Origin of the sequence: Actinoallomurus sp. NPDC050550, from assembly GCF_040655075.1 — a bacterium.
Lineage (GTDB): Bacteria > Actinomycetota > Actinomycetes > Streptosporangiales > Streptosporangiaceae > Actinoallomurus.
Genome location: NZ_JBFAJC010000027.1, coordinates 37,523 through 54,011, shown reverse-complemented (window position 1 = coordinate 54,011; position 16,489 = coordinate 37,523). Strand labels below are relative to the sequence as shown.

At 69.0% G+C, this 16,489-nt stretch carries 17 protein-coding genes; 11 read left to right on the top strand and 6 right to left on the bottom strand.

All coding sequences use genetic code 11. The features are described from left to right. Positions 1-87: 87 nt before the first annotated feature. Both AB0I04_RS31745 and AB0I04_RS31740 read right to left on the bottom strand, forming a co-directional pair. Complete coding sequence (locus AB0I04_RS31745; RefSeq protein ID WP_360892660.1) at positions 88-249, bottom strand: hypothetical protein; 162 nt, start codon at positions 247-249, stop codon at positions 88-90. Between the two features lie 61 nt (positions 250-310). After that, positions 311-979 carry a DedA family protein gene (locus AB0I04_RS31740; RefSeq protein WP_360892657.1) on the bottom strand — a complete coding sequence of 223 codons (669 nt, stop codon included), beginning with the start codon at positions 977-979 and terminating at the stop codon, positions 311-313. Positions 980-1,100: 121 nt separating this feature from the next. Here AB0I04_RS31740 and AB0I04_RS31735 point away from each other — a divergent pair, with 121 nt between their 5' ends. The 5 genes from AB0I04_RS31735 to AB0I04_RS31715 all read left to right on the top strand — a co-directional run bounded on the left by AB0I04_RS31735 (position 1,101) and on the right by AB0I04_RS31715 (position 8,145). Then, on the top strand, positions 1,101-2,141 hold the full coding sequence (locus AB0I04_RS31735) for a serpin family protein (RefSeq protein ID WP_360892654.1): 1,041 nt from the start codon (positions 1,101-1,103) through the stop codon (positions 2,139-2,141). Between the two features lie 283 nt (positions 2,142-2,424). Then, on the top strand, positions 2,425-6,093 hold the full coding sequence (locus AB0I04_RS31730) for a multifunctional oxoglutarate decarboxylase/oxoglutarate dehydrogenase thiamine pyrophosphate-binding subunit/dihydrolipoyllysine-residue succinyltransferase subunit (RefSeq protein ID WP_360892651.1): 3,669 nt from the start codon (positions 2,425-2,427) through the stop codon (positions 6,091-6,093). A 144-nt stretch (positions 6,094-6,237) separates the two neighbouring features. Next, positions 6,238-6,417 (top strand): DUF6104 family protein, encoded by a 180-nt coding sequence (locus AB0I04_RS31725; RefSeq protein WP_360892648.1) that lies wholly within the window; start codon positions 6,238-6,240, stop codon positions 6,415-6,417. A 127-nt stretch (positions 6,418-6,544) separates the two neighbouring features. After that, positions 6,545-7,351: a DUF4097 family beta strand repeat-containing protein gene (locus AB0I04_RS31720; RefSeq protein ID WP_360892645.1), complete on the top strand. Its 807-nt coding sequence runs from the start codon at positions 6,545-6,547 to the stop codon at positions 7,349-7,351. 74 nt (positions 7,352-7,425) lie between these two features. Then, entirely contained in the window at positions 7,426-8,145 is a 720-nt protein-coding gene (locus AB0I04_RS31715) for a PadR family transcriptional regulator (RefSeq protein ID WP_360892642.1), read from the top strand. Positions 8,146-8,158: 13 nt separating this feature from the next. On the opposite strand, the gene AB0I04_RS31710 is transcribed toward AB0I04_RS31715, so the two are convergent. From AB0I04_RS31710 to AB0I04_RS31700, 3 genes are all read right to left on the bottom strand, one after another. Beyond that, positions 8,159-9,127 carry a zinc-binding dehydrogenase gene (locus tag AB0I04_RS31710; protein WP_360892639.1) on the bottom strand — a complete coding sequence of 323 codons (969 nt, stop codon included), beginning with the start codon at positions 9,125-9,127 and terminating at the stop codon, positions 8,159-8,161. Between the two features lie 45 nt (positions 9,128-9,172). Then, on the bottom strand, positions 9,173-9,469 hold the full coding sequence (locus AB0I04_RS31705) for a hypothetical protein (RefSeq protein WP_360892636.1): 297 nt from the start codon (positions 9,467-9,469) through the stop codon (positions 9,173-9,175). A 160-nt stretch (positions 9,470-9,629) separates the two neighbouring features. Continuing rightward, positions 9,630-10,814 carry an NADP-dependent malic enzyme gene (locus tag AB0I04_RS31700; RefSeq protein ID WP_360892633.1) on the bottom strand — a complete coding sequence of 395 codons (1,185 nt, stop codon included), beginning with the start codon at positions 10,812-10,814 and terminating at the stop codon, positions 9,630-9,632. A 299-nt stretch (positions 10,815-11,113) separates the two neighbouring features. On the opposite strand from AB0I04_RS31700, the gene AB0I04_RS31695 reads away from it, so the two are divergent. The 4 genes from AB0I04_RS31695 (at position 11,114) to AB0I04_RS31680 (ending at position 14,750) form a co-directional block, all read left to right on the top strand. After that, positions 11,114-11,974 carry an ABC transporter substrate-binding protein gene (locus tag AB0I04_RS31695; RefSeq protein ID WP_360892630.1) on the top strand — a complete coding sequence of 287 codons (861 nt, stop codon included), beginning with the start codon at positions 11,114-11,116 and terminating at the stop codon, positions 11,972-11,974. Between the two features lie 175 nt (positions 11,975-12,149). After that, complete coding sequence (locus tag AB0I04_RS31690) at positions 12,150-13,013, top strand: ABC transporter substrate-binding protein (protein ID WP_360892627.1); 864 nt, start codon at positions 12,150-12,152, stop codon at positions 13,011-13,013. Then, positions 13,006-13,971, top strand: a complete 966-nt coding sequence (locus AB0I04_RS31685) for an amino acid ABC transporter permease (RefSeq protein WP_360892624.1) — start codon at positions 13,006-13,008, stop codon at positions 13,969-13,971. The genes AB0I04_RS31690 and AB0I04_RS31685 overlap by 8 nt, the downstream gene beginning before the upstream one ends. Next, positions 13,968-14,750 carry an amino acid ABC transporter ATP-binding protein gene (locus tag AB0I04_RS31680; protein ID WP_360892621.1) on the top strand — a complete coding sequence of 261 codons (783 nt, stop codon included), beginning with the start codon at positions 13,968-13,970 and terminating at the stop codon, positions 14,748-14,750. The genes AB0I04_RS31685 and AB0I04_RS31680 overlap by 4 nt, the downstream gene beginning before the upstream one ends. A gap of 7 nt (positions 14,751-14,757) precedes the next feature. On the opposite strand, the gene sodX is transcribed toward AB0I04_RS31680, so the two are convergent. After that, positions 14,758-15,099 (bottom strand): nickel-type superoxide dismutase maturation protease, encoded by a 342-nt coding sequence (sodX, locus tag AB0I04_RS31675; protein WP_360892618.1) that lies wholly within the window; start codon positions 15,097-15,099, stop codon positions 14,758-14,760. Positions 15,100-15,187: 88 nt separating this feature from the next. On the opposite strand from sodX, the gene sodN reads away from it, so the two are divergent. Beyond that, positions 15,188-15,589, top strand: a complete 402-nt coding sequence (sodN, locus tag AB0I04_RS31670; protein ID WP_360892615.1) for a superoxide dismutase, Ni — start codon at positions 15,188-15,190, stop codon at positions 15,587-15,589. Between the two features lie 441 nt (positions 15,590-16,030). Further along, entirely contained in the window at positions 16,031-16,450 is a 420-nt protein-coding gene (locus AB0I04_RS31665; RefSeq protein ID WP_360892613.1) for an anti-sigma factor, read from the top strand. Positions 16,451-16,489: the final 39 nt, after the last annotated feature.

The following is a 16,489-nucleotide window of genomic DNA, read 5'->3' as shown; positions in this document are numbered from 1 at the left end:
AATCCCGCTCGGCCGGGGACGGCCCGGCCGGGTAAAGCGACGGCCCGCGATCCGTGACCGGATCGCGGGCCGTTGAGCGGTGCAGGGTCAGCCGCAGTGCGAGTAGCCGGAGACCCAGACGTTCCAGCCCGGGTCGGACGCGCCGCCCCAGTCGATGCAGTCGTGCGGGGCATTCACCTTGATCGGACCGGCGTAGGTGCTGTACTTGCCCACGTCGTCCGGCGGCGCGGCATCGTGCTGACACCGCACCGTTTGGAACGGGCCAAGGTGATCATGGTCACGGCCGGGGTTCGATCATCCGCGGCGCCCGTCAGGGGCCGAGGTCGGGGACCGGCTTGGGCTCGTCGGCCGTCGCGTTCTCCTCTTCCGTAGCGGCGTTCTCCCGGCGCTTGCGGCGCACCGACCAGACGATGAACGCCGCGACGGCGATGGCCGCCACCGCGATCGCCAGGACCCGCCCCGCCCACTGCGCCGCCTGCTCGAACGCGGCGCCGGCGAGGAAGCCGCCGGTCGTGTAGCCGACCCCCCACGCGATCCCGCCCAGCGCGTTGAACGCCAGGAACCTGCCGTAGGGCATCTTGGCGCTGCCGGCGAGGGCGGGCATCAGCGCCCGGAGCAGGGCGGTGAAACGGCCGAGGAAGACGGCGACCGCGCCGCGCCGGCGCAGCAGCCCGTGCGCCTTGTCGACCTTCGGCCGGTGCTTGTGGAGCACCTTCATGCCCAGCAGCCGGTCGCCGTAGCGACGGCCGATCTCATACCCGACCGAGTCGCCGATCACCGCCGAGAGCACGATGACCACCAGGAGGACGGGGAGGGAGACCCGGTGCTGGCTGGCCAGCACGCCCGCCACGACGATGGCGGTCTCCCCGGGGAACACGAAGCCGAAGAACAGCGCCGCTTCGGCGAAGACCAGCGCCGCGACGACGCCGTAGATGACCGGACCGTGCAGGTTGAGCAGAGCGTTCGTGATGTGGCCCACAGTGCATCAACATCCCGTTTCCGGCGTCGTCATGTCCGTCATCGTATGAGCCCTGCTCACTCCGTGAATCGTCCTCTGGTCTGAGACCGGTCATTACTTTGGATACGGGAGGGAGCCGCACATGGACGACTTCACGCTGAATCTGCACCGCCGCCTGCCACCGGAGGGGAACCTCGTCTGGTCTCCGTACTCGGTGGCGTCGGCCCTCGCGATGGTCGCCGCGGGCGCACGCGGCACGACCCGGGACGAACTGACACGGCTGCTCGGCGCGCCGCCGGAACGGCTCCGTCTCGCCGAGGCCGCCGCACTGGAGGACGCCGAGATCGCGGTGGCCGACATCCTCTGGGCCCGCGAGGGACTCGCGGTCGAGGACTCCTACCAGCGGGCGATCGCGGACCTTCCCGGGGCCGCGGTACGGGTCGCCGACTTCGCCGCCGATCCGGAGGGCGCACGCCGGGCGATCAACGCGGAGGTGGAGAAGGTCACGCGGGACCTGATCCGGGATCTGCTCCAGCCCGGCACCGTCGACCGGCGCACCGCCGCCGTCATCGCCAACGCCCTCTATCTGAAGGCCGCCTGGCGACACGAGTTCGCCGAGCGCGACACCCGGCGGGAGCCGTTCCACGGCGCGCTGGGACGGCGCGAGGTTCCGATGATGCGGCGGACCGGGCGCATGGCGTACGCCGAGGCCGACGGCTGGCGGATGGCGACGCTGCCAGCCGGCGGCGAGGTGGCGGTCGAGGTACTGCTCGGGCCGGGCCCCGAGGCCGCGCCGCCCGGGCCGGACCTCCTGCGGAGACTGCGCGAGTCCGCGCGGTACGTGAGCGTGGCGCTGTCCCTGCCGCGTTTCCGGGTGGAGAGCCGGGCGAGCCTGGGTGACACCCTCGCCGCGCTGGGCGCCGGCACCGCCTTCACCGGTGACGCCGACCTGTCCGGCATGACCGCCGAACCCGTCCGCCTCGACCGGATCGAGCACAAGGCCGTGCTGGACGTGGACGAGAGCGGGTTCGAGGGCGCGGCCGCGACGGCCGTGGTGGTGACCCTGTCGGCCGTCACCGCGGGGCGTCCCGTGGAGTTCCGCGTCGACCGGCCGTTCCTGGTGTTCGTCCGCCATCCCGGCAGCGGGGCCGTCTACTTCGCGGCACGCGTCACCGACCCGTGAGCGGACGCTCGACGCCGGCGCCGCCGAGTATTACCCGACCAGCCCTGCTCTTCCCGACCAACCGGCCCCGACCGACCTCCCGGGAATGAGACGGGTATCACATCACGGGTGCCCAAAAGGACATTCTTACCCTGATTCTGCCGAAATATGCCGTCGGTTTGGACGGAGATCTCCGAAGACCACCCCGCCGGTCCCAGGCTTTGCCCCGCTTCGGCCCTCGGCCCGGTAGCCTTGTCACGGTTACTGATCCACCTGCGAGCCGCGGAAGAGGGCGATCGCCGCCGTGTCGACCCAGTCGTCGCGATCCGCCGCCGACCTGAACACTCCTGACTTCGGTCCCAACGAGTGGCTGGTCGACGAGCTGTACCAAAAATACCTAGAAGACCCCAACTCGGTTGATCGAGCCTGGTGGAATTTCTTCGCCGACTACCAGCCGGACCGGCCCGCCAAGGCGCCCGCCAGCGCCGACGGGACGGCCGCGCCCCCCACGGCGCCCCCCTCTCCCGCCCCCACGCCGAAGCAGACGCCCGCCGCCCCGGCCACCGCCGCCGAGAAGCCGGCCGCGCCCGCGAAGAAGCCCGCGCCCGCCCCGCAGACGCCCGCCGGCGCCGAAGAGGTGCGGCTGCGCGGCGTCGCCGCCCGCACGGTCACCAACATGGAGGCCAGCCTCGCCGTGCCGACCGCGACGAGCGTGCGCGCGGTCCCGGCCAAGCTGCTGATCGACAACCGCATCGTCGTCAACAACCACCTCAAGCGCGGCCGCGGGGGCAAGGTCTCCTTCACGCACCTGATCGGCTACGCCATCGTCCGGGCGCTGCAGGCGATGCCGGAGATGAACGCCTCGTACGCCGAGGTGGACGGCAAGCCCACCCTGATCCGGCCGGAGCACGTCAACTTCGGCCTGGCCATCGACCTGAAGAAGGACGACGGCCAGCGACAGCTCGTCGTGCCCAACCTCAAGGCCGCCGAGACCCTCGACTTCCGCCAGTTCTGGGCGGCGTACGAGGAGCTCATCCGTAAGGCGCGGGCGAACAAGCTCACGATCGACGACTACGCGGGCACCACGATCAGCCTGACCAACCCGGGCACAATCGGCACCGTCCACTCGGTGCCGCGGCTCATGCCCGGCCAGGGCAGCATCATCGGCGTCGGCGCGATGGAGTACCCGGCCGAGTACGCCGGCGCCTCCGAGGAGGCGCTCGCCCGGCTCGGCATCAGCAAGGTCATGACGCTGACGTCGACGTACGACCACCGCATCATCCAGGGCGCCCAGTCGGGCGACTTCCTGCGCATGGTGCACCGGCTGCTGCTCGGCGAGGACGGCTTCTACGACGAGATCTTCGAGGCGCTGCGGATCCCGTACGAGCCGGTCCGCTGGGTGCGCGACATCAGCGCCACGCACGAGGACGACGTCGCCAAGGTCGCCCGCGTGCACGAGCTGATCCACGCCTACCGCGTGCGCGGCCACCTCATGGCCGACACCAACCCGCTGGAGTACACCCAGCGCCGCCACCCCGACCTCGACGTCCTCAAGCACGGCCTCACCCTCTGGGACCTCGAGCGCGAGTTCGCCACCGGCGGCTTCGGCGGCCAGTCGACGATGAAGCTCCGCGACATCCTCGGCGTGCTGCGCAACTCCTACTGCCGCACCGTCGGCATCGAGTACATGCACATCCAGGACCCCGGCGAGCGCGCCTGGATCCAGGCACGGGTCGAGGTCCCGCACGACAAGCCCGACCGCGAGGAGCAGCTGCACATCCTCGGCCGGCTCAACACCGCCGAGGCGTTCGAGACGTTCCTGCAGACGAAGTTCGTCGGGCAGAAGCGGTTCTCCCTCGAGGGCGGCGAGTCGCTGATCCCGCTGCTCGACTCGGTGATCACCGCGGCCGCGCGGGACCACCTCGACGAGGTCGTCGTCGGCATGGCCCACCGCGGCCGGCTCAACGTCCTGGCCAACATCGTCGGCAAGTCCTACGGCCAGATCTTCGGCGAGTTCGAGGGCAACCTCGACCCGCGCAGCGCGCAGGGCTCCGGCGACGTGAAGTACCACCTCGGCGCCGACGGCGACTTCGTGACCCGCGACGGGTCGAAGATCCGCACGTCCCTGGTGGCCAACCCGAGCCACCTGGAGACCGTGGACCCGGTCGCCGAGGGCGTCGTCCGCGCCAAGCAGGACCTGCGCGACGTCGGCGAGGGCGGCTTCACCGTCATGCCGATCCTCATCCACGGCGACGCGGCCTTCGCGGGCCAGGGCGTCGTGGCCGAGACCCTCAACCTCTCGCAGCTGCGCGGCTACCGCACCGGCGGCACCGTGCACATCATCGTCAACAACCAGGTCGGCTTCACGACGGCGCCGGAGTACTCCCGCTCCAGCGTGTACGCCACCGACGTGGCCCGGATGATCCAGGCGCCGATCTTCCACGTCAACGGGGACGACCCCGAGGCGTGCGCGCGCGTGGCCCAGCTGGCGTTCGAGTACCGGCAGGCGTTCAACAAGGACGTCGTCATCGACATGATCTGCTACCGGCGACGGGGTCACAACGAGACCGACAACCCGTCGTTCACGCAGCCGCTGATGTACGACCTCATCGACGCCAAGCGGTCGGTCCGCAAGCTGTACACCGAGGCCCTGATCGGCCGCGGTGACATCACCGTCGAAGAGGCCGAGCAGGCGCTGCGCGACTACCAGCAGCAGCTGGAGCGGGCGTTCAGCGAGACCCGTGAGGCCCTCAAGCAGCAGGAGCCCGCGGGCTTCGACCGGCCCGACGTCGAGCGCATCCCGGTCGACCACGCGGGGGTCGCGACCGCCGTCTCCGACGAGACGATCAAGCGGATCGTCGACACCCAGCTCAACCTGCCGGACGGCTTCACGCCGCACCCGCGCGTCCAGCCGCTGCTGGCCAAGCGCGCCCAGATGGTCGAAGAGAACACGATCGACTGGGCGACCGGCGAGATGTTCGCCTTCGGGTCGCTGCTGATCGACGGCCGCCCGGTGCGCGTCGTCGGCCAGGACACCCAGCGCGGCACCTTCGGCCAGCGGCACGCCGTGCTCTTCGACCGAAGGACCGGCGAGGAGTACACCCCGCTCAAGCAGTTCGGCCAGGGCACCTCGAAGTTCTACGTCCACGACTCGCTGCTCAGCGAGTACGCCGCGATGGGCTTCGAATACGGCTACTCCATGACCCGCCCGGACGCGCTGGTCTGCTGGGAGGCGCAGTTCGGCGACTTCGCCAACGGCGCGCAGTCGATCCTGGACGAGTACATCTCCTCCGGCGAGCAGAAGTGGGGTCAGCGCTCCAGCGTGGTCCTGCTGCTGCCGCACGGCTACGAGGGCCAGGGCCCGGACCACTCGTCGGCGCGCATCGAGCGCTACCTGCAGACCTGCGCGCAGGACAACATGACGGTGGCGCAGCCGAGCACCCCGGCGAACTACTTCCACCTGCTGCGCTGGCAGGCGCTGTCGCCGCGGGAGAAGCCGCTCATCGTCTTCACGCCGAAGTCGATGCTCCGGTTGAAGGCCGCCTCGTCGGCCACATCGGACCTCACCTCGGGGTCCTTCCAGCCGGTGATCGGCGACCCGGCGCAGCCGGGTCAGGTCCGCCGGGTGGTCCTCACGAGCGGCAAGCTCTACTACGACCTGGCCGCCGCCCGGGAGAAGTCCGGCGACACCTCGGTGGCGCTGATCCGCGTGGAGCGGCTCTACCCGCTGCCCGTCGACGAGATCAAGGCGGAGCTGGCGAAGTACCCGGCCGACGCCGAGCTGATCTGGGCGCAGGACGAGCCCGCGAACATGGGGGCCTGGCCCTTCATGGCGCTGAAGCTCCCGCCGTACCTGGAGGGCCGGGAGCTCAAGCGGGTGTCCCGCCGGGCGAGCTCCTCGCCCGCCGTCGGGTCCGCCAAGATCCACACGCTGGAGCAGCAGGGTCTGGTCGCCGCCGTCTTCGGCGACTGACCACCGGGCACTGGGACGTGTCCGGTGGATCTCGTCCGTAGCGAGCGGCACGACGATCCACCGGCGTTACGGCGCTCCGCACGGTCGTGTGCGGGGCGCCGTTCCGCTCCGGGCTCGGCAGACACATCGGACAAGAGGTTGAGCATGTACTTCACCGATCGGGGGATCGAGGAACTGGCCGACCGGCGCGGCGAGGAGGAGGTCTCCTTCGTCTGGCTGGCCGACCGGCTGCGGGAGTTCGTCGATCTCAATCCCGAGTTCGAGACATCCGTCGAACGGCTGGCCACGTGGCTGGCGCGGCTGGGCGACGAAGACGACGACTGACGGATCGGCCCGCCCGTCGACCCTGGCAGGTGGGCTCCCGCCCCATAGACGCGATACATCTTGACTTTCCCCGAACACGACATATCTTGTTATGGGCGAAAGCGTCTTGACGGAAGGGGATCGTGCCGTGGCGCGCTGGACCGTGGATAAGCCCAAAACGATCGACTTCGACGGCGTGGTCGCCCTCCGGGCGAACATCGTGGCCGGCACCGTCTCCATCCTGGCGAGCGACGAGAAGCCCGCACTGCAGGTCGGCGAGATCTCCGGGCAACCGCTCGAGGTGATCCACGAGGCCGGGATGCTGACCATCAACCACAAGAGCGGCGGCTGGGACGGCGTCCTCAAGTGGCTGCAGAACACCCGGGGCCGGGTCGCCCTCACGATCACCGTTCCGCCCGACTGCCCGGTCACCCTCAACCTCGTGACCGCGAACGCGGTCATCACCGGCCTGTCCGGCCGGGTGTCCGTCAAGACCGCGTCGGGCGCCGTCACCCTCGACGGGGTCACCGGGTCGATCGACGCGAACACCGCGGCCGGGGACATCGAGGCGCAGGGCCTCGCCGGCTCGGTGACCTTCAAGTCCGTCTCCGGGGACCTCGCCCTGGCCGGAGGCAGCCTCGACCGCCTCACGGCGCACTCGGTCACCGGCAAGGTCACCACCGACGTCGACCTGCGCGCCGACGGCCGCGCCCAGGTGAACACCGTCTCCGGCGAGGTGACGATACGACTGCCCGCGTCGGCCTCCGCGACGGTGTCCCTGACCTCCCTGACCGGCCGCGTCGACGCGGCTTTCCCGGAGCTCAGCCGACAGGACCGCCCGATGGGCAAGGACGTCACCGGTACGCTCGGCGACGGCGAGGCGTCGCTCACCGTCAACTCGGTCTCCGGCGCCGTCACACTGCTCAGCCGACCGGGTCCGGAGGAGCTGACGTGATCGGCGGGCGAGGAGGATGAGCCGACGATGAGGACGAGACCGGTGGTGAAGCGCGTGAGGATGGGTGGCCAGAGATGAGCCCCGTGTTCGGTCATGGCCGGCTGCGGCTGTACCTGCTGAAGCTGCTCGAAGAGAGCCCACGGCACGGCTATGAGGTCATCCGCCTGCTCCAGGACCGCTTCCTCGGCGTCTACTCCCCCTCCCCCGGAACGATCTATCCGCGGCTGGCGCGCCTCGAAGAGGAGGGCCTGGTCACCCACGAGGTCGTCCAGGGCAAGAAGGTCTACCGCCTGACCGACGCGGGCCGGGCCGAGCTCGAGCGCCGGATGGACGAGCTGGCCGAGCTGGAGGAGGAGCTCACCGAGTCCGTACGCGACATCGCCCGCGAGGTCCAGGAGGACGTACGCGACACGGTGCGATCGCTGCGTGAGGAGCTCACCCAGGCCGCCCGCGAGGTACGCAAGCAGAGCACGGCCGGCGCTGCGCAGAACTTCAAGGAGACGAAGCGGCGCCAGAAGGACGAGTGGCAGCGCCAGAAGGACCACTGGCGGGAGCACAAGCGCGTTATGAAGGAGGAGTGGCGGCAGACCTGGGACGACGCCTGGGCGACCGCCACGGGCACCCCCGAGGACGCGGCGCGCGTCAAGCTCGACCGGGCCCTGCGGAAGTTCGTCGAAGAGATCCGCGGCGCGGCGCAGGACGGCGTCGATGAGGAGCAGGTCGCCGCGGTACGCGCACTGCTCACCGAGACGTCCGCGCGCCTACGCACGGAGATCCTCAACCAAGACGAGTAACAAGCCGCGCCCGTCAGGGGTTAAAGACGATCTTCCCGAAGATGTCTCCGCCGATCATCGCGGCGAACCCGTCCCGAGCCTCCCGCAGCGGGATCGCGCGGTCGATCCGGGGGCGCACGCCGGTCGTGTCGAGGAAGCGGGCGAGCCGCACGAGCTGGTCGCGGGTGCCCATCGTGGAGCCCACGACCGAGAGCTGAAGGAAGAACACGCGGTTCAGCTCGGCCGGCGGCACCTGGCCGCTGGTCGCGCCGGAGACGACGATCCGGCCGCCGGGACGCAGGGACTTCAGCGAGTGCGACCACGTCGCCTGGCCGACGGTCTCCATGACCGCGTCGACCCGCTCGGGCAGCCGTGCCCCGGACTCGAAGGCCTGGTCCGCACCGAGCTCGAGTGCCCGCTTGCGCTTGTCCTCGCCGCGGCTGGTCGCCCAGACGCGGTAGCCGGCGGCCGACCCGAGGGCGATCAGCGCGGTGGCGACGCCGCCGCCCGCCCCCTGGACCAGGATCGTCGACCCGGGCTCCAGCCCGGCCTTGTCGAACAGCATCCGGTAGGCGGTCAGCCACGCGGTCGGCAGGCAGGCCGCCTCCTCGAACGACAGCGACGCCGGCTTGGGCACGAGGTTGCGGCGCGGCACCGCGACCTTCTCCGCGAAGGTCCCGTCGTACGTCTCCGACAGCAGGGAGCGCTTCGGATCGAGCGTCTCGTCGCCGCCGCCCCGCTCCGGATCGCCGATCACCGAGTGGACGATGACCTCGTTGCCGTCCTCATCGACCCCAGCCGCGTCGCAGCCGAGGATGATCGGGAGCCGGTCCTCGCGGATCCCGACGCCGCGGAGCGTCCAGACGTCGTGGTGGTTGAGCGCGGTCGCCCTGACGGTGACGGTCGTCCAGCCCTCGGGAACGGTCGGCTCGGGACGGTCACCGAGCTCCAGCCCGTTCAGCGGATCGTCGGCATCGATGCGTGCGGCAGTGACGGCGAACATGGTTGGCACTCTAACCCGGCGTCCCACAGCCGATCAGTTGAGGACCTACGGAAGGTCCTGATCAGTGCGCTGGCGTCTCGCAGCCTCATCCCGCTGCACCTTGAGAAGACGCTCGATGTCCTCTTCGAGGAGCAGCTCTTTCAGGTACTCCGGCGTCAGCTCGACTCCGGGCAGACCCGCCTCTCCGCCGCACACCGGCAGGTCGATCTTCGGCCGTTCGGCGGCCTCTTTCGCCCGATGCGGCATCAGACGCAGAGCATCCTCTACGACCGAGTCGAGGCTTCGGTCATGTTCGGCCGCGAACGCCTCGGCGTCCGCTAGTAGCTGACCGTCGATCTGCATTCTTCCCCTCCCGCATATCGGCACCGGCAGCGTTACACAAAGCCACGACAGATCACAAAGGGTATTCGCAAATGCCCATTAAGTGCTGCTGGAGGGCAAAAAAATGCGACCGTGGCCCGCACACGCTGAGCGAGTGCGGGCCGCGGATACGACGGTCAGGTCAGAGGCGGGCGACGCCTTCCTTGCGGGCCTGGTCGGCGACCGCCTGGGTGACGGCGGGAGCGACGCGCTCGTCGAAGGGGCTGGGGATCACGTAGTCCTCGGACACGTCGTCGCCGACCACGTCGGCCAGGGCGCCGGCCGCGGCCAGCTTCATGCCCTCCGTGATCGTGTGCGCGCGGACGTCGAGGGCCCCGCGGAACACGCCGGGGAACGCCAGCACGTTGTTGATCTGGTTGGGGAAGTCGCTCCGCCCCGTGGCGACCACGCGGGCGTGGCGGCGGGCGATCGCGGGGTGGATCTCCGGGTCGGGGTTGGACAGCGCGAACACGATGGCGTCGTCGGCCATCACGTCGAGGCAGTCCTCGCGGATGGTGCCGCCCGACAGGCCGATGAAGACGTCCGCGCCGTGGAGGGCGTCCTCGGTCGAGCCCTTGAGCCCGGCGCGGTTGGTGTGGCGCGCGAGCGTCTGCTTGATCGGGTTGAGTCCGTCGCGGCCCTCGTGGATCAGGCCCTTGCTGTCGGAGACGGCGATGTCGCCGATCCCGGCGTTCAGCAGGATGCGGGACACGGCGACTCCGGAGGCGCCGGCGCCGGCCAGGACCGCCCGCATCTTCGCCAGCGGCTTGCCGGTGAGGCGGGACGCGTTGCGCAGCGCCGCCAGCGCGACGATCGCGGTGCCGTGCTGGTCGTCGTGGAACACGGGGATGTCGAGGGCGGCGCGCAGCCGATCCTCGATCTCGAAGCAGCGCGGCGCGCTGATGTCCTCGAGGTTGATGCCGCCGAAGCTGGGCGCGAGCCGGGTGATGGTCTCGACGAGTTCGTCGGTGTCGGTGCAGTCGAGGCAGATGGGGACGGAGTCCACGCCGGCGAACTCCTTGAAGAGGAGGGACTTGCCCTCCATGACGGGCATGGCCGCGGCCGGGCCGATGTCGCCGAGGCCCAGCACGGCGGTGCCGTCGGTGATGACGGCCACGACCTTGGACGTCCAGGTGTAGTCGTAGGCGAGCTCCGGGCTCTCGGCGATCGCGCTGCAGACGCGCGCCACACCCGGGGTGTACGCGAGGGCGAGGTCGTCGTTGTCCCGGACGGGGACGGTCGAGCGGACCTCCAGTTTGCCTCCGCGGTGCAACGCGAAGGCCGGATCGGCATCGTAATCGTGCTGTTCGACAGGCTCAACGGCCACAGCGACCCCTGCTACTAGTGAGAAAACGGGCAGACGACCGCTTTTGCCTCCGGGTCAATGGACAGCGCGCGGTCGTCTCTCGATGTACGGGGGTCACCCGTCGACCAATTATCCCACACGCTCCGGCGGGCGCCAGTCAGGGGGCCGGGCGCCCGCCGTAACGGCCTCGGCCGTTATCCATTCGTATCATTGTTGATCACTTCTCGGCCCGGAGTAGGACAAGATGTCGTCTGACTTCCCCCTTCGTCCCACCTCCGCCCCGAGGAGGACCACTGCGTCCCCGTCCACTCGTCCGCCGCTTGGCCGCGGCGGGCCTCATCGCGCTCACCACGACGTTCGTCCTGCCCGGCTGCCGGGACTCCGACCCGGCCACGGCGCTGGGCCGGGTCAGGGAGGCCGGAAAGATCGTCATTGCCACCGACGCCCTGTACCCGCCGAACGAGTTCAAGCAGGGCGAGCACATCGTGGGCTTCGACGTCGACCTGGGCGATGCGATCGCCCGGAAACTGGGCATCAAGGCCGAGTTCCAGGACGTGAAATTCGAGTCGATCATGCCCGCGCTGAGCGAGGGCAAGTACGACATCAGCCTCTCCTCCTTCACTGACACGACAGAAAGGGAGAGCCGCTTCGATTTCGTCACCTACCTGTCGGCGGGCACCATGTTGCTGGTCCGAAAGGGCAACCCGAAGCATCTGCGGCCCGATGATCTGTCCCTGTGCGGGCGGCGGGTCGCCGTCGAGAAGGGCACGACCCAGGAGGACGAGCTCACGCCGGAGAGCGCGGCGAATCCGAACGCCGGCTCGCGCCTGAGCAGCTGCAAGAACGCCGGCCGGCCGGCCCCCATCCGGCTGTCGTTCGACGACCAGGCCGCCGCCAACGCGGCGCTGGCCAAGGGTCTCGCCGACGGCGTGCTGGCCGACACCCCTTCCGCCGACTACGGCGCGAAGCAGTCCGCCGGCCGCTTCGAAGTGTCCGGGCAGGCCTACGGAACCGCGCTGTACGGGATCGCGGTCCCCAAGCACCACGAGGACCTGCGGGACGCGGTGTTCAAGGCGGTCAAGGAGCTGATGAAGGACGGCTCCTACCAGGGGCTCACCGACAAGTGGGGGATCTCCGCGGGCGCCGTGCGCGAGCCCAGGATCAACGCGGCGAGCGGCTGACCTACCCGGCCAGAGATCATCCGGCCGTTGTGGGATTGTTTCAAGGCAGTAATCGCACTTGAGACGGGGTTGCGCCAAGATGTCGGGAAGCTACCGAGCAATCGACCGGGGCGTAACGCCCTGTCATTAGGAGGAGGACGCCGTGCACAGCGGTCTTCGCCGTCGCACCCTAGGGGTGGGCATCACAGTCCTGGCGACCGCCCTCGCCATGTCCGCCTGTAACGCAAAGACGACGACGCGAGGCAGTAAGAGCGCGCTCGACACGATCAAGAAGAACGGCAAGATCGTGATCGCGACGGACGCGTCGTACGCCCCGAACGAGTTCAAGCAGAACGGCCAGATCGTCGGGTTCGACGTCGACCTCGGCACCGCGATCGCCAAGAAGCTCGGCGTGACGGCGGAGTTCCAGGACGTCAAGTTCGACAACATCCTGCCCGCGCTGCAGAGCAAGAAGTACGACATCAGCCTCTCCTCCTTCACCGACAACAAGCAGCGAGAAGCGGCCTTCGACTTCGTGACGTACTACACGGCGGGCAGCGGCCTGATGGTGAAGGCGGGCAACCCGGAGAAGCTCTCGCCGGACGACCTGTCGCTGTGCGGCAAGAAGATCGCCGTGGAGAAGGGCACCACGCAGGAGGACGAGCTCACGCCCAAGTCGGCGGCCAAGCCCGACGCCGGCGCCCGGCTCGACAAGTGCAAGCAGGGTGGTAAGGCGGCCCCGGTCAAGATCTCGCTGGACGACCAGAACGCCGCCAACCTGGCGCTGGGCAACGGCCGCGCCGACGCGGTCCTGGCCGACTCCCCCGTCGCCGCGTACGCGGCCAAGGAGTCCGGCGGCAAGTTCGTGATCTCCGGTAACGCCTACGACACCGCGCCGTACGGCATCGCGATCCCCAAGAACGAGAACGACCTGCGGGACGGGATCCTGAAGGCCGTGAAGGACCTGATCTCGGACGGCACGTACAAGCAGCTGACCGAGAAGTGGGGCATCTCGGGGGGCGCCATCACCGACCCGAAGGTCAACGGCGCGGGTGGCTGAGGCTGACGTGACGCAGATCGACGACACCACCGGACCGACACCGCCTGAGAGCATCAAGGCGGTGCCGGTCCGGCACCCCGGCAGGTGGGTGAGCGGCGCGGTCATCCTGGTGCTGGCCGCGATGTTCGTCCACATGCTGTTCACCAACAAGCAGCTGGACTGGTCGACGTTCCGGCAGTTCTTCTTCGACGGCGGGATCGTCAAGGGCCTCGTCGCCACCCTGGAACTGACCGTCATCGCGATGGCCATCGGCATCGTGGGCGGCATCGTCCTGGCGCTGATGCGCCTGTCCTCGAACCCGATGCTGTCGTCGGCGGCCTGGCTGTACATCTGGTTCTTCCGCGGCACGCCGGTCCTGGTCCAGCTCATCTTCTGGTTCAACATCAAGTCGCTGATGGGCGACATCTCGCTCGGCATCCCGTTCGGCCCGGTGTTCATCACCTGGGACGTCAACAGCCTGGTCACCACGTTCGTCGCGGCGATCCTTGGCCTCGGCCTGAACGAGGCGGCGTACATGTCGGAGATCGTCCGGGCGGGCATCCTGTCGGTGGACGAGGGCCAGACCGAGGCGTCCCAGGCGCTGGGCATGCGCCGCCTGCAGATCATGCGGCGCATCGTGCTCCCCCAGGCGATGCGGGTGATCATCCCGCCCACCGGCAACGAGACGATCTCGATGCTGAAGACGACGTCGCTCGCCTCGACCGTGGCCTTCACCGAGCTGCTCAAGGCCGGCGAGGACATCTTCAACGCCAACTACAAGACGATCCCGCTGCTGATCGTGGTCAGCGTCTGGTACATCATCGTGACCTCGATCCTCTCGGTCGGGCAGTACTACCTGGAGCGTCACTACGGCCGGGGCTCCTCGCGTGAGCTGCCCCCGACCCCGCTGCAACGCCTGCGGCGGAACCTGACGACCTTCCACGCCAAACCCCCGGCCGTACGGGAGGGGTCCGCATGACCGGCAACGCCCCCGCGAGCGACGTGATGGTCAAGGCCGAGGGCATTCACAAGCTCTTCGGCCGGCTGCACATCCTGCGCGGCATCGACCTGGAGGTCAGGTCCGGCGAGGTGATGTGCGTCATCGGCCCGTCCGGCTCCGGCAAGTCGACGTTCCTGCGCTGCGTCAACCACCTGGAGAAGATCGACTCCGGGCGGCTCTGGGTGGACGGCCACCTCGTCGGCTACCGCCAGCGCGGCGACAAGCTGCACGAGATGCGCGAGAAGGAGGTGGCCGCGCAGCGCCGGGACATCGGCATGGTGTTCCAGCGGTTCAACCTGTTCCCGCACATGACGGCCGTGCAGAACATCATGGAGGCGCCGACCCGGGTCAAGGGCGAGTCCCGCCAGGTCGTACGCGAGCGGGCGCTGAAGCTCCTCGACCAGGTGGGCCTGTCCGAGAAGGTGGACAGCTACCCGGCCCAGCTGTCCGGCGGGCAGCAGCAGCGCGTGGCCATCGCCCGGGCCCTCGCGATGGAGCCCAAGCTCATGCTCTTCGACGAGCCGACCAGCGCGCTCGACCCGGAGCTGGTCGGCGACGTCCTGGACGTCATGCGACAGCTCGCGGTGGACGGCATGACCATGGTCGTGGTAACCCACGAGATGGGCTTCGCCCGCGAGGTGGGCGACTCGCTCGTCTTCATGGACGAGGGCGTCGTCGTGGAGGAGGGCGACCCCCGCGAGGTGCTCACCGACCCGCAGCACCGCCGTACGCAGGACTTCCTGTCGAAGGTGCTCTGAGTCGGGATCACTCCTGTATCCGCGCGCTCCGGCCTCGCCGGGGCGCGCGGAGTCGTACGGAGGGCCGGGGCCAATAACGCGCGATCACCCGCCCGACGATCAGATCGTCGGGTACGGCGCCGAAGTCCCAGCTGTCCTGCCGGCCGGGGGCCCGCTGGTTGTCGCTCTCCAGCCACCACCCGCCGCGCCCGCGCCAGGCCACCCGCTTGACGATCAGCCGGGCCTCGCGCGGATGACGTGCCACCACGATGTGGCCGGGGGCGAGACGGACGCCACGCCGTACGAGCAGCCAGTCCCCGGGCCGGAGCACCGGCAGCATCGACTCCCCCGTCACCTCGACCGTCTGCACGTGGCATACCTCTCTGCGAGTGGGAAGGGGTATCAGGAGTAGTGTCTGCTATCGGAGCATGATCCGAAACAACGGAAGGGACACGCAGGTGCTTGCACGACTTCTGCGCCCCAAGACCACGGTGTCGGCCCACTGCGACCTGCCCTGTGGCGTTTACGACCCGGCACAGGCGCGGATCGAGGCCGAGTCGATCAAGGCCATCGTCGAGAAGTACGAGGCCAACGACGACCCGATCTTCCGCGCCCGGGCTCTGATCATCAAGGAGCAGCGCTCCGAGCTGGTCAAGCACCACCTGTGGGTGCTCTGGACCGACTACTTCAAGCCGCCGCACTTCGAGAAGTACCCGCAGCTGCACCAGCTCTTCAACGAGGCGACCAAGCTCGCGGGCGCCGGCGGCACCAAGGGCAGCCTCGACAAGGCCAAGGCTGAGGAGCTCCTGGCCAAGATCGACGAGATCGCCAAGATCTTCTGGGAGACCAAGAACGCCTGATCCGGCCTGTCCCGTCTGCAGGATCGGACGGTGGCGGGCCGGTCGGTCCTCGCGGGACCGACCGGCCCGCCATTCGCGTTTCCAGGGCTTTGAAGCCTGTCCTAGCCCCACACGCGCTGCGCGACGGACACGACGAGGTCCAGCTTGCGCCGCTGGTCGTCCCAGGTCAGCGGGTTGCCCTGCACCTCCGACGCGAAGCCGCACTGCGGGCTGATCGCCAGGTCCTCCAGGGCGCGCCTCTCTCCCGGTCACTGATGATCTTCCGGTGGACCCAATAACCTACGATCCCTTGACCCTGACGGAAACCTCTTGATCATGACCGAAACCAGGCCGCCTCACCTCTACGATCATCACTTCGACGACCGAGCGCGCCGGATGCGCGCCCAGGTGCGTTGAGGCGGTAGTTTCGACAACAGCGGGTAGCCCCAACGAGGGAGTGACGTGACCGAGGAAACCGCGGCCATGCCGGCGAGTGTGTCCGACGTGCGCGACGTCGTGACCGTGCGGCTGCCGGCCGACAGCGCCTACCTTTCCGTGCTGCGCACGGCCACGGCCGGGCTGGCGGCACGCCTCGACTTCAACCTCGACGAGATCGAGGATCTGCGTATCGCGATCGACGAGGCGTGCGCGATGCTCCTGGCCCAGGCGGTGCCGGGCACGGATCTGACGTGCGAATTCGAGCTCAATGACGATGCGATGAGCATCTCGGTGTCGGTTCTGACCGTCGACGGCCTGGAGCCGAGTCGCGACACCTTCGCCTGGACGGTGCTGAGTTCGCTCGCCGGCGACGTCGACGCCTCGGTGGGCGTCGACGACCGGGTGACCATCGTGATGAACAAACGGCGCGGGAAGACGTCGTGAACGCCGCGATCCCCACGGCTCTCGACCACCGCCCACGCG